The sequence below is a fragment of the Beijerinckia mobilis genome (assembly GCF_000745425.1).
Classification (GTDB): Bacteria; Pseudomonadota; Alphaproteobacteria; order Rhizobiales; family Beijerinckiaceae; genus Beijerinckia; species Beijerinckia mobilis.
The window spans coordinates 102,592-129,436 of the sequence record NZ_JQJH01000004.1 but is presented as its reverse complement, the minus strand read 5'-3'; the positions used below and the strand labels follow the sequence as shown (position 1 = coordinate 129,436).

At 58.1% G+C, this 26,845-nt stretch carries 21 protein-coding genes; 11 read left to right on the top strand and 10 right to left on the bottom strand.

All coding sequences use genetic code 11. The annotated features are described in order from the left end of the window. Positions 1-10: 10 nt before the first annotated feature. The 8 genes from DL88_RS06005 to DL88_RS05960 all read right to left on the bottom strand — a co-directional run bounded on the left by DL88_RS06005 (position 11) and on the right by DL88_RS05960 (position 8,650). Complete coding sequence (locus tag DL88_RS06005) at positions 11-607, bottom strand: LbetaH domain-containing protein (RefSeq protein ID WP_034993399.1); 597 nt, start codon at positions 605-607, stop codon at positions 11-13. Next, a complete protein-coding gene (locus DL88_RS06000; protein WP_034993395.1) occupies positions 604-1,788 on the bottom strand; it encodes a glycosyltransferase in 1,185 nt (394 codons plus the stop codon). Before DL88_RS06000 ends, DL88_RS06005 begins: the two co-directional genes overlap by 4 nt. Before the next feature lie 387 nt (positions 1,789-2,175). Continuing rightward, entirely contained in the window at positions 2,176-2,886 is a 711-nt protein-coding gene (locus DL88_RS05995) for an MgtC/SapB family protein (RefSeq protein ID WP_034993392.1), read from the bottom strand. Between the two features lie 182 nt (positions 2,887-3,068). Then, positions 3,069-3,605 carry a DUF1269 domain-containing protein gene (locus DL88_RS05990; protein WP_034993388.1) on the bottom strand — a complete coding sequence of 179 codons (537 nt, stop codon included), beginning with the start codon at positions 3,603-3,605 and terminating at the stop codon, positions 3,069-3,071. Positions 3,606-3,915: 310 nt separating this feature from the next. Then, complete coding sequence (locus DL88_RS05985; protein WP_034993385.1) at positions 3,916-5,016, bottom strand: NADH:flavin oxidoreductase/NADH oxidase; 1,101 nt, start codon at positions 5,014-5,016, stop codon at positions 3,916-3,918. A gap of 625 nt (positions 5,017-5,641) precedes the next feature. Further along, complete coding sequence (gene rsmA / locus DL88_RS05970) at positions 5,642-6,517, bottom strand: 16S rRNA (adenine(1518)-N(6)/adenine(1519)-N(6))-dimethyltransferase RsmA (protein ID WP_034993374.1); 876 nt, start codon at positions 6,515-6,517, stop codon at positions 5,642-5,644. Next, positions 6,514-7,530, bottom strand: coding sequence for a 4-hydroxythreonine-4-phosphate dehydrogenase PdxA (pdxA, locus tag DL88_RS05965; RefSeq protein ID WP_034993370.1), 1,017 nt, complete (start codon positions 7,528-7,530; stop codon positions 6,514-6,516). Before pdxA ends, rsmA begins: the two co-directional genes overlap by 4 nt. 76 nt (positions 7,531-7,606) lie before the next feature. Then, entirely contained in the window at positions 7,607-8,650 is a 1,044-nt protein-coding gene (locus DL88_RS05960) for a SurA N-terminal domain-containing protein (RefSeq protein ID WP_210165276.1), read from the bottom strand. A gap of 392 nt (positions 8,651-9,042) precedes the next feature. Between DL88_RS05960 and DL88_RS20190 the strand changes: the two genes are divergently transcribed. After that, positions 9,043-9,213, top strand: a complete 171-nt coding sequence (locus tag DL88_RS20190) for a hypothetical protein (protein ID WP_156970964.1) — start codon at positions 9,043-9,045, stop codon at positions 9,211-9,213. A gap of 10 nt (positions 9,214-9,223) precedes the next feature. Here the strand turns inward: DL88_RS20190 and DL88_RS05955 are convergent, their stop codons facing one another. Continuing rightward, a complete protein-coding gene (locus DL88_RS05955; protein ID WP_034993368.1) occupies positions 9,224-11,941 on the bottom strand; it encodes an LPS-assembly protein LptD in 2,718 nt (905 codons plus the stop codon). Next, a complete protein-coding gene (lptG, locus tag DL88_RS05950) occupies positions 11,941-13,026 on the bottom strand; it encodes an LPS export ABC transporter permease LptG (protein ID WP_034993366.1) in 1,086 nt (361 codons plus the stop codon). The genes DL88_RS05955 and lptG overlap by 1 nt, the downstream gene beginning before the upstream one ends. A 1,090-nt stretch (positions 13,027-14,116) precedes the next feature. Between lptG and DL88_RS05945 the strand changes: the two genes are divergently transcribed. The 10 genes from DL88_RS05945 to pncA all read left to right on the top strand — a co-directional run bounded on the left by DL88_RS05945 (position 14,117) and on the right by pncA (position 26,811). Continuing rightward, a complete protein-coding gene (locus DL88_RS05945; protein ID WP_034993363.1) occupies positions 14,117-15,739 on the top strand; it encodes a leucyl aminopeptidase in 1,623 nt (540 codons plus the stop codon). A 234-nt stretch (positions 15,740-15,973) separates the two neighbouring features. After that, positions 15,974-16,444, top strand: a complete 471-nt coding sequence (locus DL88_RS05940; protein ID WP_034993360.1) for a DNA polymerase III subunit chi — start codon at positions 15,974-15,976, stop codon at positions 16,442-16,444. Positions 16,445-16,602: 158 nt separating this feature from the next. After that, on the top strand, positions 16,603-17,268 hold the full coding sequence (locus DL88_RS19260; RefSeq protein ID WP_051955649.1) for a winged helix-turn-helix domain-containing protein: 666 nt from the start codon (positions 16,603-16,605) through the stop codon (positions 17,266-17,268). 138 nt (positions 17,269-17,406) lie between these two features. Beyond that, a complete protein-coding gene (locus DL88_RS05930; RefSeq protein ID WP_051955648.1) occupies positions 17,407-19,074 on the top strand; it encodes an OFA family MFS transporter in 1,668 nt (555 codons plus the stop codon). Positions 19,075-19,195: 121 nt separating this feature from the next. Next, entirely contained in the window at positions 19,196-20,140 is a 945-nt protein-coding gene (locus tag DL88_RS05925; protein ID WP_210165275.1) for a LysR family transcriptional regulator, read from the top strand. Between the two features lie 138 nt (positions 20,141-20,278). Then, a complete protein-coding gene (locus DL88_RS05920) occupies positions 20,279-21,967 on the top strand; it encodes an MFS transporter (RefSeq protein WP_245270649.1) in 1,689 nt (562 codons plus the stop codon). 12 nt (positions 21,968-21,979) lie between these two features. After that, positions 21,980-23,056, top strand: a complete 1,077-nt coding sequence (locus DL88_RS05915; protein ID WP_034993353.1) for an HlyD family secretion protein — start codon at positions 21,980-21,982, stop codon at positions 23,054-23,056. A 7-nt stretch (positions 23,057-23,063) separates the two neighbouring features. After that, positions 23,064-24,650 carry an efflux transporter outer membrane subunit gene (locus DL88_RS05910; protein WP_245270648.1) on the top strand — a complete coding sequence of 529 codons (1,587 nt, stop codon included), beginning with the start codon at positions 23,064-23,066 and terminating at the stop codon, positions 24,648-24,650. Positions 24,651-24,793: 143 nt separating this feature from the next. After that, positions 24,794-26,152, top strand: a complete 1,359-nt coding sequence (locus tag DL88_RS05905) for a nicotinate phosphoribosyltransferase (RefSeq protein WP_034993351.1) — start codon at positions 24,794-24,796, stop codon at positions 26,150-26,152. Next, positions 26,149-26,811, top strand: coding sequence for a bifunctional nicotinamidase/pyrazinamidase (pncA, locus tag DL88_RS05900; protein ID WP_156970963.1), 663 nt, complete (start codon positions 26,149-26,151; stop codon positions 26,809-26,811). Before DL88_RS05905 ends, pncA begins: the two co-directional genes overlap by 4 nt. The last annotated feature ends 34 nt before the right edge of the window (positions 26,812-26,845 follow it).

Genomic DNA, 26,845 nt, shown 5'->3' with positions numbered 1-26,845 from the left:
TTACAACTCATTACGAACGGCTGAACACCGTCTCTTCATTCGCCGGAAAACGAATTTTCCGCAGTTTAAGGGCCCGGGCGGGATTGCCGCCATAGACTGTCCAGGCTTCGAGATTGCGAAACGCGCAGCCGCGCGCGCCAAGCACGGCACCTTCACCGATCGTCACGCCCGGCCCGACGAAAGCCTCCGCCGCGACCCAGGCCCGCCGTCCGATCACGATCGGCTTGGCGACCGTCTGGAAAGCGGGATCTTCGATATCATGGCCGGCGCCGCAGAGCTGCGCCCCCTGCGAAACGATCGCATGATCCTCAAGGATGATCTTGTCGGCACAATAGACTGTCGCCCCTGGGCCGATCGTGGCAAAGGCGCCAACCGTCAGATTGGGCGGATACCAGATACGTGCCGAACCATAGATGGATGCCGTCGTAGCGATCTTCGCGCCAAAGCGACGTAAGAGAAAGGCTCGCCAGCGACGCAGCGGTGGTGGTGTCCAGGCGGCAAGCAAAGCCCAGGTCACTCCCCACAGGACGCGCAGCAGACGGTGCCGCAAGGAATAGCTCGCTCCCCCTTCAAGCGGGCGCGACAGTTTCGCGTCGAGCATGGTCATGCGGCATTCATCCCGAAGATCTCGATCAATTGCGTTGCCTGGGTATTCAAATCAAATTTGTCGATGAACCCCTGGCGTGCCGCTTGTCCCATCGCCGTTTTCCGCTCCGGCGAGAGCGCCAGGAAACGCCGCAGAAGATCGGTGATGCCTTCGACATTATCCTCTGCGACAAGGCCGGCGCCGCATTCCTCGATCTCACGCCAGGTGTTGACCTTGAAGGTCGTCAGGACCGGACGTCCACAGGCCATGGATTCGGCAACGACAATACCGAAATTTTCCTGATGCGATGGCAGGACAAAGGCTTCCGATCCGCGGAAGGCGCCCCATTTCTCGTCGCCACGCAACATGCCCGGCCAATGCAGCCGATCCGCAATGCCACGCGCCTTGGCGACCTCCTTGAGTTTTGCCACCCAGCCGACATTGTCAGGGCCGGCCATGACGAGATCGAGACCGGGATCCTGATCGGCGACGGCGGCAAAAGCCTCGACCAGGAGATCACACCCTTTCTTCGGATGTATGCGGCTCAGAAACAAAAGATAGCGCCTGCCATCGAGTGCCGGCACGAGCTTGCGGAAAGCCTCAATCTGCTTTTGCGGATCTCCTGCGGCATCGAGCGCGCCATAAGGCACGACGCGCTCACGGCAGCGGTAGGGCCAGAAAATATCACGGGCGAGGATTTTTTCTTCCTCGGTCGTGAACAGAACCTCCTGCGCCCCGGCAAGAAGCGGCCCTTCGGCCAGCCACCAGGAGACTTGTTTGCCAAGCGTCTTGATCGGGAAATTCCGCAGCCACGGATCAAGCATGCCGTGCGGATAGACGAAATAGCGCGCCCTGCCCGGCAGCGCCCGGCGGGCTCCAAGGGCACAATAATTCCACAGGCCGTTGACGAAAACCGCATCATAATTTTTGGCGTTGGCCTTCAGCCAGGGAACGAGATGTGGCGAATAGCCATAGCGCAGAAATGGAATGCGCCGGCGCCAGGCGGGATAGGAAGGATGTCGGATGCCCATTGCATGAACCGGCAAGGGACAGGATTTGACCCACGGGTCATCAGGATGATCAAGCGAAACGATCTCACGCTTGCACCCATGTTTCGCCAGCGCCGGAGCGGAACTCACAAGCCCCTGCAGGGGGCCTCCGCTTTCCGGATTGACCGTCGCGATAATGTTCAAGATCTTCATCTTACTCCGGCAGATGGTCTGTCGCCTCGGACCCTCCGCCGAGAGGCGGGAGAAAGCATCCGATGCATGGTCGAAATCTAGAACATCGGGATCGAATTGATCCGCACGCTCTCCCTTAAAGGCTTTTCCCTAAAGGAGCTTCCCCAAGCGCCCCTGCAAGATCTACTCGCAGGAGCTTTCCCAAAGCTTCTTACACGAGCCCCCGGCAGCACGCCACCCACGGGAGGGAACCGCTAAATAGAGCACATTTATAAGAGAAGAATTAGGCAACAATATTACATGAAGTTCGATAAAGCCTAAAAGATTGTCGCCTGTTATTTTTGTTCATAGGGTGCGTGAGGGTCAAATCCTGCTATTTTTCCATATAATGGCCGCAGATAATGACAGCTAAACCTCGTAGCGAATGACGACGAACTTATCGACATGATAATTCGCCTCAATGATCTTGATGAAATCATAGGAAGGCTCGGTGGCGATGGCGCGCCACCATTCAATTTCAAACACGATCTTTTTCTGATCGCTTTCCGCCATGCGATTCCAGCGCAGGAGTCGCGTGCGGCAACCGAGCGGGCCGATCAATCGATCCAGATCGACGGAGGAGAGGCCATCCGGCGTCAGGATGGTGACGATCGCCAGATTTTTGCGCCGGAAGTGCTGCTCCAGCCATTTCATCGCCAATAAAGTAAAAAAGCCAAGTCCCGCCGCCAGACCGCCCAGAATCAATTGACCGGCTCCGAAACAAAGGCCGATGGCGGTCATGATCCATAAGGTCGCGGCCGTGGTAACGCCGGTGATCGACATTTGATGTTTGAGAATGGCGCCGCCGCCAATAAAACCGACTCCGGTCAAAACCCCGAGCGGTAGACGCATCGGGTCGAAATTCACGAAAGAAGTGGCAGTTTTGCCGGTTGTTCCGATCAAAATATTGGCCAGCACCATGCAGACTGCGGCGGCAAGACCGACGAGCATCGTCGTCCGCAATCCCGCAGTATGGTCATGCGTTTCCCGATTAAAGCCGATCATCCCCGCCGCAATGAGCGTCAGACAAAGGCGAATGGCAATATCGGCCAGGGTGAGATCAATCTGGACGGGCTGCATTGAAAGTCCAAAGCAACGGGCCAACCGCGGTCGGCCAGCGCAATCAGCATGGCGCGGAGATCAAATAGGCGAGCCAGCCAGAAAGGCCAAGGGATAGCGCAAGGGATAGGCCACGCGGACAGACATGCGCGATGGCCAATTCTTGGGCCACCACACATCACGTTTTCAAAGACGTAGACTCGTCAGGCCTGTGCGGCGGGCGGCGCAACGGCATCCTTGTTCAGGGCCAATTCGAATTTCTGCTCCTGTTCCGCAGAAAGCGACGAACGCAGCACATGACCCTTGAACCGTTCGAGATGCTTGAGCACTTTTTCCGGCTCGACCTTGCGGATCAGCAGGAAGATCGCCGAACTGTTGGGCTTGAGCTTATCACCGAGCGATTTGACGAATTCGTCGTCGATTCCATAATCGAGGAGGCTGCCGGTCAGAGCTCCAGTGCCGGCGCCGATCACGCTGCCCGCGACGAAACCCAGCAGAGGGTTGAGAAACAGAAGCCCGATGACAGTTCCCCACATGGCTCCAGCGAGTCCACCCGAGGCGGCGCCGAGCGTGGTGAGCGCATGGGTCTGCTTGAAACGGACCTTACCGTCCGGCGCACGGACAGCGACGATCGCATCCTCGAGTTCGATGAGATATTCATCCTCGAGATGTGTCAATTCGGTAAGAACGCGATCCGCTTCGAATGGGTCGTCGAACGTGACGACGATCATCTCCGACATGGAATCCTCCCGGCCTTGATGAGAGCGCCCTTGCTTCCCTCTTTCCCTGAACAACGAGGGACTGGAGACGGTTCGAATGTCCCTACAGCATCCAACCGAAAAGCGGATACCACTTTTTGGTTGGATATGCCGATTTTCAAAACAGGTGGCTTATCGGTCGCTCGGCCCATTGATCGAGAGGCGCTTTATATCAAGTCTGATTGATCCCGGCATGCCGGGATCAATCAGGTCCGGTGGAATACCGCCGTCTTGCAGTCGCTGGAAGCCAAGTCTCGATGATCCATGCTCATTGAGACATTATATTAGATAGTTAGATGAAAAGATCGCGATAGCGGCTCGGCTGGGACCGCAAATATTGCGGCGGTGCCTTGACCTTGGCTCCCAGAGCCGCTGCCGCGTGCCAGGGCCAACGCGGATCATAGAGTATGGTACGGGCAAGTGCGATAAGATCTGCGTCGCCGGTCCCGATAATGGCGTCCGCCTGTTCGTAATCAGTGATGAGGCCGACAGCGACGACCGGCATTTTGACGGCAGCCTTGACGGCACGCGCAAGCGGCACCTGATAGCTCGGCCCGACGGGGATTTTCTGGGCAGGCGAAAGACCGCCGCTGGAAACATGGATGGCGTCACAGCCGCGCGCCTCGAGCGCCTTGGCGAAAGCAATTGTTTGCTCGATATCCCAGCCGCCATCCACCCAATCGGTGCCGGAGACCCGTACCGTGACCGGCTTGTCAGCCGGAAAGGCTGCGCGCACGGCATCGTAGATTTCCAAAGGAAAGCGCATACGGTTTTCGAGACTGCCACCGTATTCATCGTTGCGCTGATTAGACAGAGGCGACAGAAATTCATGCAGCAGATAACCATGCGCCGCATGGACCTGCACGAAATCAAGACCGAGGCGGCCAGCCCGGCGGGCGGCTTCGGCAAAAGCCTCGCGCACCCTGGCAAGCCCCTGCGCGTCGAGCGCCAGCGGCGGATTATCCTTAGGATCAAATGTCAGGGCTGAGGGCGCGACGGTCTGCCAGCCATTTCCATGTGTCGGAGGAATTTGCGCACCGCCCTTCCAGGGCAGATCACTGGAAGCCTTGCGCCCCGCATGCGCCAGCTGAATGCCGATCGGCATGAGGCCATAGCGCCGGACGCCCTTGAGCGTCCGGGCAAGCGCAGCCTCGGTCACATCGTCCCACAGACCAACATCAGCATAGGTAATCCGCCCTTCAGGCAAAACCGCCGTCGCCTCAATGGTCAGGAGCGCCGCGCCGGACAAAGCGAGCGTGCCGAGATGAAGGAGATGCCAATCGGTAGTCGCCCCGTTCTCGGCGGAATATTGGCACATGGGCGCGATCACGATGCGATTGTCGAGTGTCAGCGAGCCGACCTTGAAAGGCGTAAAAAGCTGCGGCGTATGCATGAGATCCTTCCTCGATAGTTCCAGCCCGAATCAGCGATCCCGTTCGTTCCGGAGATCTACTGCTGGATGGCAGATTCCCCCAGCCGACGATATCCAAACCCCATCGTCTTATCAGCGGTGTTCTCAGAAATTTCCGAAAAAGCCCGCTCCTGTGGTGGAGGCGTCATCCTCTCCCATTCGATTTGCGGATCCGGATGTATCCGTACATGTGGATCCGCAAATCCCTCAGCAGCCATCTTTTTTCGGAACAAGCATCATTCTCCGCTTGAGCCGGACCTATGGTCTTATTTTAGAAACGGTTCCAGCCCCAGTTGCGGCCGGCCATGCAGAGCAGCCAAACACATGAACCAACCAAATGCGAATGACATCTGGTTGACTGCCTCCGAATGCGCAAATCGCATGGGGCTGACAATCCGCGCTCTTCGTCTCTCCGAACGCTTCGGCCTTCTGAAGCCAAAGCGAACACAGAAGAAAAGGACATTCGCTTCAGGGGGGGCACGCCACAAGGCTGCGACGTTTACGAAGTGACCTATGAAAACGGCAAGCTCGGATGGATTTTCGCGTTGGCTCCGGATGGCCGTTTCAAACACATCCATTTCCAACTATGGCTGTGAATCGTTCCCGATCAGCGATGCATACTCGAATCCGTATTTGCCGAAAATGTATTCGCGAGCGCGACAAAACCGGCAACATCCACTTCCTCCGCCCGCATCGTCGGCACGAGGCCCACGGCCTCGATCAGCGATTCAGTCTTGTCCCCGCCAAGACTGCGCAAAGATTGTCGCAGCATCTTGCGGCGCTGGCCGAAAGCCGCCTGCGTCACGGCCGAGAGACGGCGCCTGTCGCAGGCGAGCGGTGCCGCGCGCGGGACGAGTTCAACCACGGCGGATGTAACCTTCGGCGGCGGTGTGAAGGCAGCCGGCGAGACATCGAACAGGATGCGCGTCTCGCAGCGCCAGTTGCAGAGAACGGCGAGCCTCCCGTAATCCGTGCGGCGCGCGGGTGTCGCCACGATACGGTCGGCGACCTCGCGCTGGAACATCAGGACGAGACGGTCATACCAGGGTGGCCATGGTTCCGTCTCGATCCATCGCGTGAGCAGCGCCGTGCCGATATTATAAGGCAGGTTCGCGCAGATTCGCGCCGGTGCCCTTCCAGCGATGAGCAGCGCGAGATCAAGGCTCAACGCATCGCCGTGGAGAATGTCGAGACGGCCGGGATAATGCGCGGCAATCTCCTCAAGCGCCGGCAGACAGCGTGCATCCTGTTCGATGGCGATGATCTTGCGCGCGCCCTCGGCGAGCAGCGCGCGGGTGAGACCGCCGGGTCCCGGTCCAATCTCGATGATCAACTCTGCATGAGCCGGATCAGCCGCGCGCGCGATCCGGCCGGTCAGATTGAGATCGAACAGAAAGTTCTGACCGAGCGCTTTTTTCGCGGCGAGCCCATGCGCCGCAACCACTTCCCGCAAGGGCGGAAGGGCATCCTTCAGGCCGCTCATGCGGGCGCTTGGTGAGCGGCGAGCCGGCCCGCCAGCTCCAGAGCGGCAATGAGACTCGCCGGATTGGCCACGCCCTTGCCCGCAATGTCGAAAGCAGTGCCATGATCCGGCGATGTCCGGATGAAAGGCAGGCCGAGCGTTACATTGACGGCACTTTCAAAGGCAAGGGTCTTGATCGGGATCAACGCCTGATCGTGATACATGGCAATCACCGCATCATAGGTCGCCCGCACCGCCGCGTGGAATAAGGTGTCCGCCGGGGCTGGGCCACGAACATCGATCCCCTCTTCCTTCAGACGTTTGACGGCCGGCGCGATAATCTCGAGATCCTCGCGTCCCATGCCACCCTCCTCCCCCGCATGCGGATTGAGGCCGGTGAGGACAAGGCGCGCCGCCGGCAGCCCGAAACGAACGGAAAGATCGTGAGCCACGATCCGCGCCGTCTCGACGATGAGGTCAGTATCGAGAGATTGAGGGACGGCGGCGAGCGGAATATGGACCGTCGCCGGTACGACGGCGAGTTCCGGCGACCACAGCATCATGATCGGACGCGCCGAGGCCACACCGAAATCACGCCGGGCCAGTTCCCCCAGAAATTCCGTGTGGCCCGGATGCGCGAAACCCGCCTCATAGAGCACGGATTTGGCGATGGGATTGGTGACGACGGCGGCCGCTTCTCCACTTCCCACAAGAGCGACAGCCTGCTCGATGGACGCAATAGTCCCCGCAGCATCAAGCGTATCCGGCACACCGGGCGCGCCATGCACCACGCCTGGAAGCCGCAGCACCGGCAAAGCGTGGCGAAAGACGGATTCCGTCTCGGCAGGCGCAACGATCGGTTGCACGGATACGGCAAGGCCAAGATGCCTCGCCAGCGCCCCCAAAGGCTCCGGCTCCGCGATCAGGAAAAACACCGGAGCGGCGGCATCCTCGTGCAATCGCAACCACGCCTTCAAGGCGAGCTCCGGTCCAATTCCGGAAGGATCGCCCCGCGTCAATGCAAGTGGCGCCATCAAACCCTCTTCAACGCGAAAGCCATGCAGATCGCACCGTCCAAGCCTGTCAGAGTCTGCATCACGCCTTTGCTACTCAATGCTGCCGGATGACGGCGCGTTGGCGCATTTCCTTCAGACGGTGCCTCTGGTCCGCCAGCAGTCGATCCGAAAGGATCTTCTCTGAAATCTGCTTGCGAAGAGCCGTATCATCGAGCGCCGGCCTTTTGTGGCAAACCGCGATCATTTCCAATCCCTGCGGCGAGCGTTGCACAGGCGTCAGGTGTCCTTCGGGCGTGTCGTCCAATATCTTGCGCAGCCCCGCGCTGAGTTCAGTCGTCGTGCGCCGGATCGGATCGCGGATCGCAACGTCGTTGAGCGTATAGATGATCTTCTCGCCGCTCTCGCAATCGGCAAAGCGTTGCCGCAACTGATTGGCTTCCTGGGCGCGTTCATTGAGAACCGCCATCGAGGCGCCATTGGGTACGGAAAAAATGACCTGCCGAAGCGAATATTCAGTGCCGGCGGCGTTTTTACCACCCTGCTTCGCCAGTTCCTTGCGCACCTCGCTTTCACTGGCCTCAACACCCTTGTTCAAGGCATTGACGAGGATGCCAAAAGCGAGATCGGCGGCGAAATGCGCCTTGAAATGGTCGGGAGAAACACCGGCGCCTTGCAGACCTGCGATCAGCGCTTCCGGAGCAATGTTCATTTGCTGAGCGACATGAACGATTTCCTGACCGATATCGGAATCTTTCGGTTTGACGCCATAACGTCCGGCTTCACGTGTTTCGAGCCGGTCGGTATAAAGGCTTTCGAGCGCATCGTTCCGCGAGGACGGTTTGCGCAACACTTTCAGCATCCGCATCCGTTCATCGATATCGATATTGGTGATCGGATCGCCATTGATGGTGGCAACGATAGCCTGTGCGGCAGCTTCATCAATCCCCAGTCCACCACCCAGACTCGCGCCGACAACAAGAAAAGCCGCGAAAGTCGAGCGCGCAAGCGGACGGAAATGCCGTGATACTGCTCGACGGCACATGATCCAGATCTTGGCCGAAAGCGGCGTCAGGGCACTTCCAGGACGGGTGATGCAGGCGGCAAAATGCTGCCGGAGGCGAGAACCGGCTATTGTCATCAAAGAGTTTCTTCCCTTCCGGATCGATTGAGGACGGGCACGCCCATCGGCAACGGGGCGGTCGAGGGTTCGAGAGACCGGTTCGTCTCATCTTCCCTCACGAAACGAGAGCGGATCCGGATGCGCGAGGACATGCGATCGAGATCATCTTTACAAGGCAGATCCGCGAAAGTCCCCGCAGCGTTTCCGCATGGTTCCGAAACGCTCCACCAACATGTGCAGAGCCTGTTCAAGTGATTTTAATCGCAAAGCGATTTCACTCAAACCAAAAATGCCCGAGAGCAATCGCGCGATCAACCCGACCCGCTGGCGATGCCTTACATCATTGTAAATGCATCACATTTTCCAAGAGGCCTTTCCACTTTTCAATTTATGGTGCGAGCGGACCGACGATGTGGATTTTCATAAGGAAAATCAAGAGCGGATGGGGCAATGGCGGCGCTCTACTGCAGGGTAGCGCCCTGCCGCCCATTCTCCATCATGATGCAGCCCCCCTACACCATGCGGCGCGAACCTTCACGCCGCAGCTCTTTCTCCCCTCTCGCTCGTTCAACAAGCTGTGACAATGCCGCATCAATATCTGACACCGTCGATATTATTGTAATTGGCAAAGGACCGGCTGAATTTCGCATCACCCAGCGTCCGCAATTGAAACGACACCAGGAATACTTGGTTACGGTTGACTGTGCCGCTGCCCGTATCCTGTTCATAGGAATTATACATGACGCTGACTAACGTGCAGTCATCCTGATAGCCCGCAGTCACACCATAGCTCGCCGGATAGAAAAGACCCGGATAGGTATAACCGGTGATGTTTGCAGGATAGTAATGGCGGCTCATATCGAAGGTGATATGTCCTTCGGTAAAGTAATTTTCGCTGATCTTGTAACGGGAACTCAGGGCCAAACCCTCGCGGCGCACGTCATAACCGATGACCGGCTGCTGCTGGTAATTGGCATATTGAATATTGCCGGTCCAAGCGCCGAGATTATAGGAGGTGATAACATCGATGCGGCGCGGCTCGAATGAATTGACGTCGAAACGTCCCTGCGTTGTCAGCGAGAGAGCCGAAGACGGCGCTATGCTGAAAGAACCGACATAATCGGATCGGCGCGTGTCGAGACCGGAACTCAAACCGACATTGGCCGCATCCGGCGTCGCATAGGAATTCTGCCCGGCCACCTGATAGGATTGTCCGAAGGTCAGATTTGCATAGCCGCCATTGTCGAAATTCGCCGACAATTGCGCGCCGTAATTGGCCCGAATGCCGTTCTCGAACCGGTCATAGCCGGAATATTTGTTCCATTCGAACAAATTGGACGTATCGAAGACGAGGCTTTGCGCATCGAGATTGAATTGCGAATTATAGCCGATCTGGCTGTTCGGACGCACGATGATCTGTCCGATCGGCTCGAAGGTCAGCGTGCCGACCCCGGTCCGGGTGAAGAGAGGATAACGATATTCGGCACCCGCTCCGGGTGTAAACTGTCCATAGAAGGCGGCCGCCCGCTCGCCAAGGAAAGCCAGCTGAGAGGCATTGCTGTAGACGGAACCGGAGCTGCCGTTCCAGAAACTATAGCTATTGGTCGTATTCAGATCGATCCATTCGCCATTGAAGCGAGCGAAAGCGAAAGGCGTCCAGACCTCGCCGAGGGGATCGATGAATTTGCGCTTCCAGGAGACATCTGTCGTGGCGCGCGTGTAATTGCCGCCGATGCCGCGCAACAGACAATCGCCATTAGTCGATCCAGGTTTGTAGTTCTGACAAATGTCATAAAGGTTGTAGGCATGGTCCAATTGCCTCGGCCCGACCGCCTGGAAACTCGCAGAAGCGGCTGACAGACTCGTCAGGTTGAAATCCAACTCGACCTGACCGCCAATGCCATTGCTTTTTGCGGGATCGACATCGAAAGTCTTGTTGTAGTCCCAAACCGGTTTCACCCAGGGCTGCTGCGGCTGGAAGTCGTGGCTTGAAAGCCCCTGGAAATAATAGGCGCGCAGATCGAAATAACCGCGATCACCCTGCCCGTTCAGATAGATGGTCGAGGTCGATTCGCTGATGTAATTGGACGACAACGTCTGGCTCGGAACCTGATAGTCCCACAGGAACCATTTGTCTGACAGAAGCAGAAATTCCCAGCCGACTTTCCAATGGTCCGCGATCGAGAACTGACCGGTGCTTTCGAAACTGCCGCGATCCTTGTGATTGCCGCTGCTCCAGGGCGAGGGAGAGAATGCACTTGGATTGCTTTCGATAATGCCGTTGGCGCGAATCGAATAATAGCCATTCTCGAGCCGGTGGCGCCATTCCGCGCTGCCGAAGAAGCCCTGGTTGGTAAAAACTGTCGGCGTGAGCGTCAGATCGTAATTGGGCGCGAGCGCCCAGAAGATCGGCAGGCCGAAACCATAGCCGAGCGCGTTCTTGTAGAGATAATGTGGCGAGAGAATACCCGATTTGCGTTTGACCGTCGGATCGGGGCTCGACATGAAAGGCACCTTGGCGATCGGTACGCCAAGGAATTCCAGCGCGGCATCCTCGTAATAAATCATATGCTCATCGTTCTTGTGGACGATGCGCTTTGCCCGCACCTGCCAGAAGCGCGGCCGCTCGGGATTGTCCTTGCAGGCCTGGCAGGCGGTATAGGTCCCCTTATCGAAAACCGCAGTGTCTTCCTCGATCCGCTCCATATGCGGGGCGCTGAAATAGGTCTTGTCAGCGCTCTCGACCTGCAGGCTGTCGATGAATCCGTCGCGGAAATCCTCGGTCAGATCGATGCGTTCGCCATACATCACGCTGCCGTCACGCTCGGTCAGCTTGGCGTGGCCTTCGGCATAGACCCGGCCGCCCTTGCGGTCATAGGTGACGCGATCGGCTTCAAGGACGCGGCCGGTATAATAGACGCGGGCATTGCCCACGGCGGCCACGGTGTCCTTTTCGGCATCGTAACGCATCTCGGATGCCTCGACGAGCATGCGCTCCTTCTTGGCTGGCGCTTCCTTCTTCGACGAAGCGTCCGATGGCTGATTCGCGACCGAGACCTGATCCGCCGCCTCTCTCGCAGCCGATTTGGAAGCCTTTTGAGCATGGCCGCCCGCAATCGCCTGCGCTGCACGCGCGGCGTCGGTCAAGCCGAACATGCCGATGGACGAGGCAAAACAGACCAGCATCAGGAAAGGCAGGAAACGCAGCCATTCCGACACAGGAATCTTACCCGACACAAGAGAATCGCGGATGCGCTGCATCACAGCTTGCGGCAAGTTCGGATTTATGGGGCCAGAACGCCGCCCCATCAACCATCCTCCTGATTCAACAAGGCCAATGCACCGAGCATGCTGGCGACAATCGGGGGCGACCAGGCCGCGACCGGCACGCTGAGGAGACCGGAATTGCCCATATCGCTGGTAAATTTCGACACGACATAAAGCACGAAGCCAGCGCCCGCTCCACCGCAAACCATTTTGGTAATACCACCAAATCGGAAAAACCTTAACGAAAACGCGGCGGCAATCAAAACCATCGCGATGAAGAACAGAGGCCGTGCGAGAAGCACCTGAAATTGCAGGCGATAGCCGGTCGCGTCAAGGCCTGCCGCCTCGGTGGTCGCGCGGAACGATGGCAATTCCCAAAATGGCACGGAATCCGGTGTCACCACATTCTCGGAAATCTCGCGGGGGCCGAGATTGGTGGCAAGCATATAGACCGGAGCCTGCTGGACCCGCTTGCCGGGCACCGTGATCTTGACCTCATCGAGCTCCCATTTGCCCGGAAGCAGTTTGGCGTGCCGGGCATCGACACGCGATTCGAAACGCCCATCCGTGCCATAAGTATAGACATTGACCCCATTCAGCCGGGTACCGCCGTTTTCCGCCGTCTCGGCGCGGATGATCGCCTGGCCATCAGGGCTGTTTTGACGAATCCACAGCCCGCCCGAATCCTGGCCATCGATATGGCCGAACAAGGCCGTCTCCATCCCATTGGCGCGATGGCGCATCATCGCCGAGACAGGGTTGTAGATGGCAACCGAGAAGAGGCCGATCATCAGCGCAATGCCGAGCGGCGGCGTCATCAGCTGCCAGATGGAGATGCCCGCCGCCCTCGCGACGAGAAGTTCCAGCCGGCGGGTGAGATTGACGAAGGTCGCCATGGTGCCGAACAAAATGCAGAAGGGCAGGACCTGTTCGGAAACGGAGGGCGTGCGCAAAAAAGAGAGAAAGGCAACATAGGAGGCGGTCACCCCTGGCCGGTTGCCGCTCCGGCGCAGAAGTTCAATCAGATCCACGACATAGATCATGCTGAAGATGGTGAAGAACACGGCCAGAATCATGAACAGGAACCGTGAGGAAAGATAGCGCCCGAGCGTTGGTCCGATCAGCATGGTTCGCGGTCCATGCCTCCGCTCAAGTCTCCCTCATGCCGGACGTTATGGCGCGGTCCAACTCCGCAGGACGCGGCACCCCGTTTGGCGGCTGGCGTCGACGCGCCCACAATCCGCGTAAAAACCGTGCCACCAAAGCCCGCTTCTTCGCAATCATCGCCCTGTCCCGCCAACGTTTTCCCTCTTGAAAGCGTGTTTTCTCTCAACCACTGCCCCTGGCAACTATTCTCGGCTGATCCGATTCGCCCGCTGGTCTTCCCTTCTTCGATTGCCCAATCCGACTCCGATCACGAAAGTCGGGTTTCAGTCGCCCAAGCCGGATTTTGGTCAAATGCCACGGTCTCGAACGGCCGACGGGATTATGCCGGTCAATTGCGATCCCCTCTCATACCATTAAACCAGAGTGGGATATTCCCTTCAGATCGCTCCATCTGCCGGATTTCACCTTTTCAAAACGAGGCTCCTGAGCCATTCTCCTGCACGAAACACCTCGCAAATCGCCTTTTTGAAGGCACTCATCGGCCTGATCGCGGTAGCGCTACCAAATTTTGCTGCTTCTTCAACCGGCGAGTCTTACCTCTTCAAAATGAAGTGGCGACGCGACAAAATGCCCAATTTTGTGCCTGCCCACGCTATCCCTCTAACCGATATGAGCGGTTCGTTTAGCAGGTAGTGCGTCCTGAGACAAACGACAAGCCGAAGGACCAGCTTAACCTCCGAGAATCTCCCGGCGGACATCTCATCGCTTCATCTTGTGCAACGGAGCCCTTTTTGTGCAATGGAGTCCTTCGCCCTCCATTGCCCGGCAATCTTCGCGCGGCTCTGGCGACGCTCTTGCACTCGTCCCGGTTCACGTGTCGACGTCCACTTGCCCTTGCAGAACAGCTCGGCCGGGAACATGATGATCGGAACCATCGGCCGAGCATTTGCGCGAAGGGCTCCTTGGCAACGGCCTGCCGCTTTGCCTTCCCCTCGGACGGAGGCCTGTCCATTGCTTTCCCAATAGAGCAATAGCAAAAGGCAGAATTTCGAACGACTGCGACCCGAGAAGGATCGAGCGTTCAACATTGTTTGGCATGTTGAGGACCAAATGTCGGAGCCCATGAAAATCGAATTCGTCGCGCTCTCCCCGTTGACCGCACAATCAACGGCCCAAGCTTCGGCAAAAAAGACGAGCGGAAAACTGAAGAAAAGCCAGACCCTCGTCATCCTGACTGGCCGCGACCTCACCTTCGGCGACGCAACCAAGGAATTGATCGGCGCGGAAGGCGAAGCCATGATCAAACGCGCAGCGGAAGCTGCCAGATTCAAAGGCAAATCGCTCGGCACGCTGGAAATTCTGGCGCCCGCAGGCTTCGCCGCCGACCGCCTGCTGCTGCTTGGAACCGGTGGCAAATCGCCGGAAGAGGACAAGAAGAAAGCCACGCCGGAAAAGGAAGAAACCGCCGCACCGGACGATTTTGTTGCCCTCGGCGGCACCGTCATCAGCAAGCTCGGCCAGGGCGCGAGTGCCCTCATCGTCTTCGACCCCCCCTCGATCCCGGAGAACAAGGCCGCAGCAGCTGCCGATTTCATGCTCGGCCTGCAATTGCGTGACTATCGCTTCGATCTCTATAAAACCAAGAAGAAGGATGGGCCCGAAACTCAGGGACCAACGGAGATCATGTTGGCGGTCGACGAACCTGCCGCCGCGCGCCGGGAAGCGAAAAACCGTGAGGCTTTGAGTGAAGGCATTCTGACGGCACGCTCCCTCGTCAATGAGCCCGCCAATATCCTTTATCCGGAAGAATTCGCCCGCCGCGCCGCAGCGCTGGAAAAGCTCGGCGTCGAGATCACCATTCTCGATGAGACGGCTATGCGCGAATTGGGCATGGGATCCATCCTCGGCGTGGGACAAGGATCGGAGCGCGAAAGCCGGATCGTCATCATGCGCTGGCGCGGCGGCAAGAGCGCGAAGGAAGGCGCCAAGGAAAATACCAAGACCCGGCCCATCGCTTTCGTCGGCAAGGGCGTCTGCTTTGATAGCGGCGGCATTTCCATCAAGCCGGCAGCCGGCATGGAGGATATGAAGGGCGATATGGCCGGCGCCGCCTGCGTCGTCGGGCTGATGCAGACACTCGCCTTGCGCAAGGCGAAGGTCGATGCGATCGGCGCGATCGGCCTCGTCGAGAATATGCCCGGCCCCAAAGCTCAGCGTCCCGGCGATATCGTGAAATCCATGTCGGGTCAGACGATCGAAGTCATCAATACGGATGCGGAAGGACGGCTCGTTCTCGCCGACGTGCTCTGGTATGTGCAGGACAAGTTCAAGCCGAAATTCATCATCGACCTCGCGACCCTCACCGGAGCGATTCTCGTCGCACTCGGCCAGGATCATGCCGGCCTCTTTTCGAACAATGATGAATTGAGCGACTATCTCCTGGAAGCCGGCAAGGCGACCGGGGAAAAACTCTGGCGGCTGCCCATGGGCCCAGCCTATGATAAGATGATTGATTCGAAATTCGCGGACATGAAAAACACCGGCGGCAGGCATGCCGGTTCCATCACCGCCGCGCAATTCCTGCAGCGATTCGTCAACAATACGCCCTGGGCGCATCTCGACATCGCCGGTACCGGCATGAATTCACCGCATAATGAAACCAATCAGAGCTGGGGATCTGGCTTCGGCGTGCGCCTGCTCGACCGGCTCGTAGCCGATCATTACGAGGCGTGATTTGGACGGCCGGAGCGATCCGGCCGTCTCTCTCATGCCAAGTCTCATGACTTCCAACAGGTTGGGGTCAATGAGGTCCGGCGGGAAACCGCCGCCCCGCAGTCGCGGGGTCAAGTCGCAATGAGAATGCCTGATGGGTCATTCGCATTGCGACTTGCCAGTAACGAACGGGGACCTTTTCAGGGCGTTCCTCTCCGGCGGCATGTCTCCGCACCGTGAAAAGGCTGCAAGTTCATGAGCGCCGAGATCTGGTTCTACCACCTGCAACGCCAGCCGATCGAAGGCGTCCTGCCGAAACTTCTCGAAAAGTCGCTGGAAAATCGCTGGCGCGCCACCGTCCAGGCGCGCAGCGAGGAAAGGCTTGTGGCGCTCGATCAGCTTTTGTGGACCTATTCGGATGCGAGTTTTCTCGCCCATGGGCGCGCCTGCGATGGTGACAGCGACATGCAGCCAGTGTTTCTGACGACGGAGCATGACAATCCGAACGGCTCCGCTCTGCGCCTGTTCATCGAAGGCGCCGACATCGTCGGTCATATTCGTGAATGCGACAGCGCCGCCTACAAACGCATGATCGTCCTGTTCAATGGCCATGATAACGAGGAATTGACGATCGCCCGCAGGCAATGGCAAGATCTGAAGGCGCTTGCTTTGCCCTTGACCTATTGGCAGCAAAATGATGCCGACCGATGGGAGAAGAAGGCGTGATGACAAAAAGGGTAGCAAAATTATTATAGATTTACACGTCTATATCCAACTGAATTATAATACAGAAATTAAACTACTATTACACACGAAAACTTATCACAACAATATACAACAAACAGGAATCAATCTAAAAACATGAAAACTATACGGTGAGCTCAATGCCCATTCCACCTCAAGCCGTTGTCGAAAATGCTTTACTTGATTTATTGTTTGAAGCCTCTCGCCCAGTTAGGGCTAAAGATACGTATAATGCACTTGCCAAGAAATTTGAACTTACAGATGAAGAATACAGTATTACGCGCAAAGATGGAAGAAATACTTGGCAAAACCTTATTCAGTGGGCAAGACTCCGATTAGTAAACAAAGGGCTTATAGATAAATCGGTTCGAGGTCTATGGAATCTTAGTGACCTTGGAAGATCTATAGCTGCTCAACGAAGTATTGACGCAGCAGCCTCCATTTCACCGGACACCATTCAGGATGGCTGTAACCTCTTCATGGAAATGGAGGAGGGACAGTTAATACTCCACACTCATTTTCTTCATGAACGATCGAGTACACTGATAAATGCGTTTAAACAAAGATTAAATCATTACGTCTGTCAAGTATGTGACTTCGATTTTGAAGCAACATACGGAGAATTAGGACAAGGATACATCGAAGCGCACCACACTATCCCAGTAGCTTCACTCGTCACTGGAATGAAAACGAGATTAAGTGATCTCGTTCCCTTATGTGCGAACTGCCATCGGATCATCCATCGGAATGGACTGATACCAATTGACGCTTTGAAGGCAGCAATCAAGAAAAGAAAAGAACAATAATTTTAGCTAGCGGCTGGCATAGGAGATTTCTCTTGTCATAATCCCGTTCTCATCCATAGACTAAGCTGATACTGATCACTCCTATATTCGCAAGATGGAGCCAAAGGCTCCACAAAAATATCGCCGAAGGGAAAAACCATGGGCATTTCGCAAGGGATGGAAGCACGGCACACAATCGGTCTGCTCGACCGCGAGCGCATCGTCGCCAAGCCGGGCTTCAATCGCTGGCTCGTGCCGCCTGCTGCGCTCTGCATTCACCTGTGCATCGGCATGGCCTATGGTTTCAGCGTCTTCTGGCTGCCACTGAGCCAATCCCTCGGCATCACCAAGCCGATCCCCTGCCCCGAGGGCACCAGCCTGTTTGCCACGCTCGTCACCACGAGCTGCGATTGGAAAGTCGCCGATCTCGGCTGGACTTATACGCTCTTCTTCGTCCTGCTCGGCTCTTCAGCCGCCCTTTGGGGTGGCTGGCTCGAACGTGTCGGCCCGCGCCGGGCCGCTTTCGTCTCCACCCTTTGCTGGTGCGGTGGCTTTCTCATCGCGGCGCTGGGCATCTTTCTGCATCAGCTCTGGCTGCTTTGGCTTGGTTCAGGTGTCATCGGCGGCATCGGGCTTGGCCTCGGCTACATTTCTCCGGTTTCGACCCTCTTGAAATGGTTTCCCGACAAGCGCGGCATGGCCACCGGCATGGCAATTATGGGCTTCGGTGGCGGCGCGATGATCGGCTCGCCGCTCGCCGACATGCTGATGAATCAGTTCAGAACCGCGAGTTCCGTCGGCGTCTGGCAGACATTCATTGCTCTTGCGGCAATCTATTTCGTATTCATGATGGCAGGCACTTTCGGCTATCGCATACCGCCCTCCGGCTGGAGCCCCGATGGCTGGACGCCACCGGTACGCAAACGCGGCATGATCACCGACGGCCATGTCCATCTGAAAGACGCTCACAAGACACCGCAATTCTGGCTTGTCTGGATCGTTCTCTGCCTCAATGTCTCCGCGGGCATCGGCGTCATCGGCATGGCCTCGCCCATGCTGCAGGAGATTTTCGCCGGCCGGCTCATCGGCCATCCGGAGATTGCCTTCGGTGCCCTCGATCCCGCCCAGAAAAAGCAGATCGCGACGATCGCGGCGGCTTTCGTCGGCCTGCTCTCTCTATTCAACATCGGCGGACGCTTCTTCTGGGCCTCACTGTCAGACAAACTCGGCCGCAAACTAACCTATGCACTCTTCTTCGGTCTCGGCGCTATCCTTTACAGCCTGTCGCCCTGGGCCGCGCATCATGGCGCACTCGCTTTGTTCGTCGCGTTCTTCTGCATCATTCTGTCGATGTATGGCGGAGGCTTCGCGACCGTACCGGCCTATCTCGCCGATCTTTTCGGCACGCATTTCATCGGCGCGATCCATGGGCGACTGCTCACGGCCTGGTCGACGGCCGGCATCATCGGACCCGTTCTCGTCAATTACATCCGCGAGGCGCAGCTTGCGGCAGGCGTGCCGCGCGCCGAAGTCTATGACCGCACAATGTATGTGCTCGCCGGCCTCCTCGTGTTGGGCTTCATCGCCAATCTCGCCATCCGCCCTGTCGCCAAGCACCGGTTCATGGACATGGTCCTTGCCGAGACGACACAAGCAGAGGCTGCACAGACCGAAACTGCCGCCGCCCCGGCAAAAGCGCACGCCACCTCTGGTATTGGCAAGGGCGGCCTGGATCTCGCCGCCGCGCTCGCCTGGACGGCGGTCGGGCTGCCGCTCGTCTGGGGGGTGTGGATCACGCTCACAAAATCGCTCGCTCTGTTCCGCTAACAAAGAATGGCCCGCAATCAGGGAGCAGCGGTGTTCAAGCCGAACCTCGCTGATCCCCCAAGCTGGCCCAGGCGTTGGAGCATTTTCCGATAATATTGAATCGCTTCGCGATTCCCTTATTTTGAAAAGGCGCCAAGGAGTAGCGATCCTGAAACGGCCTGATCTCAATCTTTTGATTGCACTCGACATTCTGCTTGAGGAAGGCAGCGTTGCGGGCGCCGCGCGGCGGATGAATCTGAGCGGTCCGGCAATGAGCCGCACGCTCGGCCGCATCCGTGAGGCTTTCGGCGACCCAATCCTCGTTTCGGCCGGGCGTAAAATGGTTCCGACGCCTTATGCGCTGGACTTGCGCGCGCGTCTTCATGAGATCGTCGGCGCGGCCTCCGATCTGTTCCGGCCTGAAAAGCCGATCGATCTCGCGACCTTGGAGCCCCAATTCACGATCCGCACCAACGATCTGTTCATTGGCGCTTTCGGCATGGCGTTGCTCGGCCGGCTCCAGAGCAAGGCGCCGCGTTGCCGTCTTCGCTTCGCGCCCGATGGTGATGATGACCTCGACATGCTGCGTGAAGGTCGCATTGATCTTTATATCGGCGCAACCATCGCACTGAAGCCGGAAATCCGCACCCAGGCGCTTTTCAACCTCAGCTTTCAGGTGCTGGCGCGCGCCGGCCATCCGGTTTTCGCGACGGACATTACGCCGCAAAGCCTCGTCGCCCACGGCCATATCGTCGTCTCCCGGCTCGGCCGATGGACCGGCCCCATCGACCGCATTCTTGGTGAAATGGGCCTTGCGCGGACCATCGCGCTTGTCGTGCCCACCTATTATTCGATGATCGAGACCCTGCGTTTTTCCGATATGATCATGCCCGTGCCCGATATTGTCGCGCGGAATCTGCCACTCGACACGATCGGGCTCAAAGCCGTCGATCTGCCCTTTCCCATCGAACCCGTCACTTTGTTTCAGGCTTGGCATCCGCGCGATGATCGGGATTTCGTGCATCGCTGGTTGCGTCAGGAAGTCCTCGCCACCACGCGGGACGGGCGCCCGATAGGAGAGGGATAAGCAAAAGCAGGGATGCGAACGATGCTGCTGCATCCGTTGATCAGTGCGTTAAACGCATCGAATGAATAGAATCAATGCAATTCCGCTATTCCGAGACGTCGCTTACATTGGCCTCGCATCTCCCCGCGAGGCTTTTTCTTGTCGTCTTCCGCCACCATTCCCATAGCGGCCATGCCCGCACATCCGCCGGGCGCGCCTTCATATATTCCGCCTTTCGGTCCGCGCACCGTCGTCGGCCTCGTCGGCGTGCTGCTCGCCGTGCATATCGCCGGGTTCAACGAACACATTACTGAAATCGGCCTCGCAGACATTCGCGGCAAGATGCATCTCGGATATGATGAAGGCATCTGGTTCATCTCTGTTTATGAATCCTTCAACATAGCCGCCATGGCGTTCACGCCATGGTTCTACATGACCTTTTCGATCTATCGCTTCGTCGCCTTCATGACGGCGTTGCTCGGGCTTTTGGCGATTCCGCTTCCCTTCATGCCGGATCTCCCCTCGCTCCTCATGCTGCGGGCGGTGCAGGGCCTTGCCGCCGGTTGTTTGCCCCCGATCCTGATGACCGTCATGTTGAAATATCTGCCGCCACAGATCCGTGTCTTCGGCATTGGCGGCTATGCGATGAGCGCCACATTCGGCCCCAATCTCGGTGGCCCTCTCGAAGTTCTATGGTTCGAACATATCGGCTGGCAATGGCTTTATTGGGAAGCCCTGCCGCTCTGTCTCATTGCCATCGGCATGATGGCCTATGGGCTGCCGCGCGACCCGCCGCATTATGAGCGCTTCCGCAATTTCAACTGGAAAGGGTTCCTGCTCGGCGCCCCATCGATCATCGCCGTTGTCACCGTCCTCTATCATGGCGAACGGTTGGAATGGTTCCATTCACCGCTGATCGTCCATCTGACCTTCTGGGGCGGCGGCCTGTTCATCGGCTTTCTCATCCATGAATGGTTTCATCACAGTCCATTCTTCCGCATACAATTCTGGGGCAATCGCAATATAGCGATGTCATTGCTCACTCTTGTCGCCTCGCTGATCCTGTGCGGGCTTTTGATGATCATCCCCTCGGCCTATCTCGCGGAAATTCGCGGCTACCGTCCGATCCAGACCGCGCCCATCGCCCTCATCGTCGCCCTGCCACAGCTCATCCTTCTGCCGGCCACCGCCGCGCTCTGCAACATCCGGGCGGTGGATTGCCGTTATGTGCTGGCCATCGGCATGAGTCTCCTCGGGCTTGCCTGCTGGCTCGGCACCTGGCTGACGCCCGATTGGGTACGCGACAATTTCTATCTCCTGCAAATCCTGCAGATCTTCGGCCAGCCGATGGTCGTCATTCCAACCCTGATGCTCGCGACAATGGGGCTTGGGCCCGCCGATGGCCCGCTCATCTCCGGCATGGTCAATATGCTGAAAGGCATGGCCAATGCCATCGCCGCCGCCCTTTTCGAAACGCTGTTGCGGGTCCGCCAGCACTATCATTCGGTCATACTGCTCGATCATTACGGCACGCACCGCTTCACGCTCCAGGGCTTCGGAAACAGGATCGACGAACAGATCGCTCCCCTGAACCCGGATACACGACACATCGCCCAAAATGCGCAGCAGATCTTCCATACCTATATCCACGAGCAGTCAATGGTCCTGGCGCTTGCTGATCTCTATTTTATTCTCATGTGGGTCTGCGTCGCCTTTGTCATTCTGGACGCAATCCTGCCCAGCCGCGTGTATCCACCACGCCCATTACCCGAGGCTTCTCCCGCCTCCAACGACGCGCCTTCACCTTCCCTTTCCGCCAATGTCGCTCTGCCGCAGGCGGCTCATTAACGGCCAATTCCCATGCCCATCAAGAAACCTCTGCTGCTCGCCTCAAGCGGCGTCGTCATCCTCACCGCACTTGCCTGGCATATGGATCGGCTCGTATCCGGCGATAGCATACACCAGATGACCGATGACGCCTATGTCACCGCCGATTTCACCGTCGTCGCACCAAAAGTTTCAGGCCGCATCGATCAGGTGATGGTCGAGGACAATCAGCGCGTCCGCAAGGGTGATGAACTTGCCCATATAGAGGATGACGATTACCGCACGGCGTTGATGGCGGCTGAAGCCGAAATCACGACCGCCAAGGCCGATATCGCCAATCTCGCGGCCGAGATCATTCGTCAGGAGGCGGTGATCGCGCAAGCAAAAGCGGCCGTCGAAGCCGATGCGGCGGCGCTCGACTTCGCCAAGGCCAATGCCCAGCGTTATCACAATCTCTCGAAAGGCGGCGCCGGCACGGTGGAACAGAAACAGGCCGCGGAATCCGAATATCGTCAGCGCCTCGCCGCGCTCACACGCGACGAAGCCGCCGTCGTCGCTGCCGAAAAGCAGGTCGCCGTACTCGAAGCACAAAAGGCGCGCGCGCAGGGTGCGTTGGAAAGCGCCGAAAGCCATCGGCATCAGGCGGACCTCAATCTCTCCTATACGACCATACGCGCGCCTGTCGATGGCATGATCGGCGCGCGCGGCGCGCGTGTCGGCGCCTATGTCAATCCCGGTACCGCGCTGCTCGCCGTCGTTCCGCTGCAGGAAGCCTATGTGCTCGCCAACTTTCAGGAGACCCAATTGACGCATGTCGTGCCGGGACAAAAGGCGTTGATCTATGTCGATACTTTCCCGGACACAAAGATCCAGGGCCATGTCGATTCCATCGCGCCGGCAACCGGAGTCGCCTTCGCGCCAATCCAGCCGGACAATGCCACCGGCAATTTCACCAAGGTCGTGCAGCGTCTGCCGGTAAAGATCGTCTTCGATCCGGATCAGGACCTCGCCCGCAAGGTACGGGTCGGCATGTCCGTCGAGGCGGAGATCGATACGGCCAGCAAGGCCGACGGCCCACATGCCAATGATGGCCGTTACGTATTGCGGTGAGGCACGCGTGAACTATACATTTTTTTTGGGCACTCTCGCCGCCGTCATCTGCTGTGGCAATATGGGCGGCTGCTCTGTCGGTCCCGATTTTCAATCTCCCGCCTTTGATGCACCGAAATCCTGGTCGCAGACAGCAATAGGCCGTGGCGATGGCCGGCCGACAACCCAATCCGTCGAACCCGACTGGTGGCTGATCTATCGTGATCCGGTTCTGAACAAGCTCGAGCAAATGGTCGCGAACGCCAATCTCGACATCAAGGCTGCAGCGCACCGGCTGGGCCAAAGCCGCGCCTCACGGCAGGTTGCCGCCGCCTCGCAATTCCCCTCGATCAACAGCAACTCCTCTTATGCGCGTGAACGGGCGAGCCCCAATGGCGTGCTCGGCCTTCTCGGGACGCTCGAACAGGAAATGCCGGGCCAGATCGCCAATGGCGCGCAGGGCTTTGGCCCCGCGAAATTGCCGGGTGCGGCAGGCGCGCCGTTCAATCTGTTTCAATATGGCATCGATGCGTCCTGGGAAGTCGATCTCTGGGGGCACGTCCGCCGTCAGGTCGAGGGGGCGGATGCCGATTACGCGGCCATGGCGGATTTGATGCGCGATGTCTATATCACGCTCTTTGCCGAAACCGCGCATGATTACATTCAACTGCGCTCGATCCAGGCACAGATCGTCCTCACGAAACAGAATATCGAGATCGCCCGGCATGGGCTTGACCTGACACGGATGCGTTTCACCCAAGGCGCGACGACGAATCTCGACGTCGCCAATGCCAGTGCGCAGCTCGCAACGATCGAAGCCTATCTGCCGGTGCTCGAGCGGGAGGAATGCCATCTCGTCAACGCATTGAGTTTCCTCGTCGACGCCGAGCCCCGCGCGCTCTCCGCGATGCTTGGGCCGAAGCGGAAGATCCCCGTGGTCCCGCCCAAAATCCCGATGGGCGTGCCGGCAGAGCTCGCCGAACGCCGTCCCGACATACGCATGGCGACGGAAAGGCTGCATGCTGCCGTCGCCAATATCGGCGTGGCGGTTGCCGAATTCTACCCGCGCATCACCCTTTCCGGCAGCCTCGACATTCAGGCTCTCACCTTCTCGGGTCTCGGCACCTGGGCCTCGCGGCAATATGGCATCGGTCCCACGGTTTCCATCCCGATCTTTCAGGGTGGGCGTCTGCGCGGCCAGCTCGAATTGCGTACCGAGCAGCAGAAGGAGGCTGCCGTCCTCTACCGCCGCGCAGTGTTGAACGCCTGGCATGAGATCGATAACGCCATGATCGATTATCATGTCGCCGAGACTCGGCGCGCGAAACTTGCAGAAGCCGCAAAACAGAATGAGATCGCCCTCACCGCCTCGCAGACACAATATACGCAAGGCTCATCCGATTTTCTGAATGTGCTGACGGCACAGAACCGGCTGCTCTCGACAAGGAGCCAGCTGTTACAGGCTTCGGCCGACACGGCCATAGCCGTGGCAGAGCTTTACAAAGCGCTCGGCGGCGGCTGGGAACAGCATCTTCCGGCAGCGCATCCGGTGACGGCACAGGCATCAGAAAAGCCACAGGAACAATCCGCGCCCCTCAAGACCGCCCTTCAATGAACAGTTGAAACAGAGTGACGGATGGCTGCATCCGCCCTCCTTGATGTGCCGAAAACGACGAACATATGATTCCCTTGGACGATCATTTTCGCGAGTGAGGTAACAGTTTTTCCGGCTCATGCGCTCGAAGGGAACAACGACCGATGGATCCGCTGACCTCCCCCTTGCTGACGGACCTCTACGAAATCAACATGGTCCAGGCCTATCTGGATAGCGGCGAAACGAAGACTGCGGTGTTCGAATTTTTCGTCCGCAAGCTTCCGCCACGGCGCGGCTTTTTCATCGCAGCCGGTCTGCATCAGGTCCTGGATTGTCTGGAAAACCTGCGATTCTCGCCTGAGGAGATCGCCTGGCTCGCCCAGACCGGACGTTTCAGCAAGGATTTGCTTGATTACCTCTCAGGCTTTCGTTTCAGCGGCGATGTTCATGCTATGGCGGAAGGACAAATCTTCTTTCCAAACGAGCCGATCCTGCGCATTACGGCACCAATGCCCGAGGCGCAGTTCGTCGAAACCCGCATCATCAACATTCTCCATTATCAAACACTGATCGCCTCGAAAGCCGCGCGGATGATATTGGCCGGACCCGGCCGGCAGATGGTTGATTTCGGCCTGCGCCGGGCGCATGGGGCCGATGCCGGGTTGATGGCCGCCCGCGCCGCCTTCATCGCCGGCTTTGCAGGAAGCGCGACCCTGCTCGCCGAACATGATTTCGGCATTCCGGCCTATGGTACTATGGCGCATTCCTTCATCGAGGCGTTCGACAACGAAAACATCGCATTCGAGAGCTTCGCCAAAGCCTGCCCCGGCAAGCTCACTTTGCTCATCGATACCTATGATACCGAAGTGGCGGCACGCAGACTGGTCAAGCTTGCACCACGGCTCTCCGCACAGGGATTTCATATCGACGCCGTTCGTCTCGACAGCGGCGATCTCATCGCGCTTGCACGGAGCGTTCGCGGCATTCTCGATGATGGCGGCCTCAACGATGTCGCGATCTTCGTGAGCGGCGGCCTCGACGAGGACGACGTCGCGAGGATCATGGAAGCAGGCGCACCGATCGACGGCTTTGGTATCGGCACAAGCCTGACGACCTCCTCCGACGCACCGGCTCTCGATTGCGCCTACAAGCTCCAGGAATATGCAGGATTACCGCGCCGCAAACGATCCGCCGGAAAAGCCACCTGGCCGGGGCGCAAACAGATATGGCGGCGCTATGACGGCGCCGGCCGCATGTCGGGCGACATCGTGTCACTCGATATGGATGCCCATGAAGGAGAACCTTTGATCGATTGCGTGATGAAGAATGGACGCCGCATCGCCGAACCGCCGAGCCTCAGACAGATTCGGGAGCGGGCGGCACGTGATCTTGCACGCCTGCCGGAACCGCTTGCGTCACTTGATCCAGCCGGAGCCTATCCCGTCGAGATCGCCGGGTTGCTCCGGCAAGCCGCCGATGAAGTGGACCGGCGCGTGGCGCAAATGAAGGAAACCATGCCGTGAAGGGCAACATCCTTCCCGGTGAACATGACATCTTTCTAGTGGTCGATGTCCAGAACGATTTCTGCCCGGGCGGCCGGCTGGCGGTTCCACGCGGTGACGAGGTGGTGCCGGTCATCAACCGGATTGCAAAACGCTTTGCGCATGTCATCCTCGTACAGGATTGGCATCCGCCGGGGCATCTCTCCTTCGCCAGTGCGCATCCGGGGATGCAATGCCTCGACACGATCGAAGCCACCTACGGTCAGCAAATCCTGTGGCCGGACCATTGCGTGCAAGGCACGCAAGGCGCCGGATTCCGGTACGATCTCGCCATTCCCCATGCCGAGCTCATCCTGCGCAAGGGCTACCGTCCCAATATCGATTCCTATTCGGCCTTCTATGAGAATGACCATCAGACAGCCACAGGATTAGCCGGATATCTCCGCGAACGCGGCTTCCGCCGGCTCTTCCTCGCCGGCCTCACCTTCGATTTCTGTATCCGCTATACGGCAGAGGATGCGTTCCAGGCAGGGTTCGATGTTGTCATCATCGAGGATGGATGCCGCAGCATAGGCATCGACGGCTCGGAAGCGGAGACCCGGAATCGATTCCGCGAGCTTGGCATAGAGTGTATCCAATCGGCCGCGATCGATGCCACACAGAGGGAGAACCGGCAATAAGTGCGGAGACTGTTCCCCGCACTTATTTTCCCTC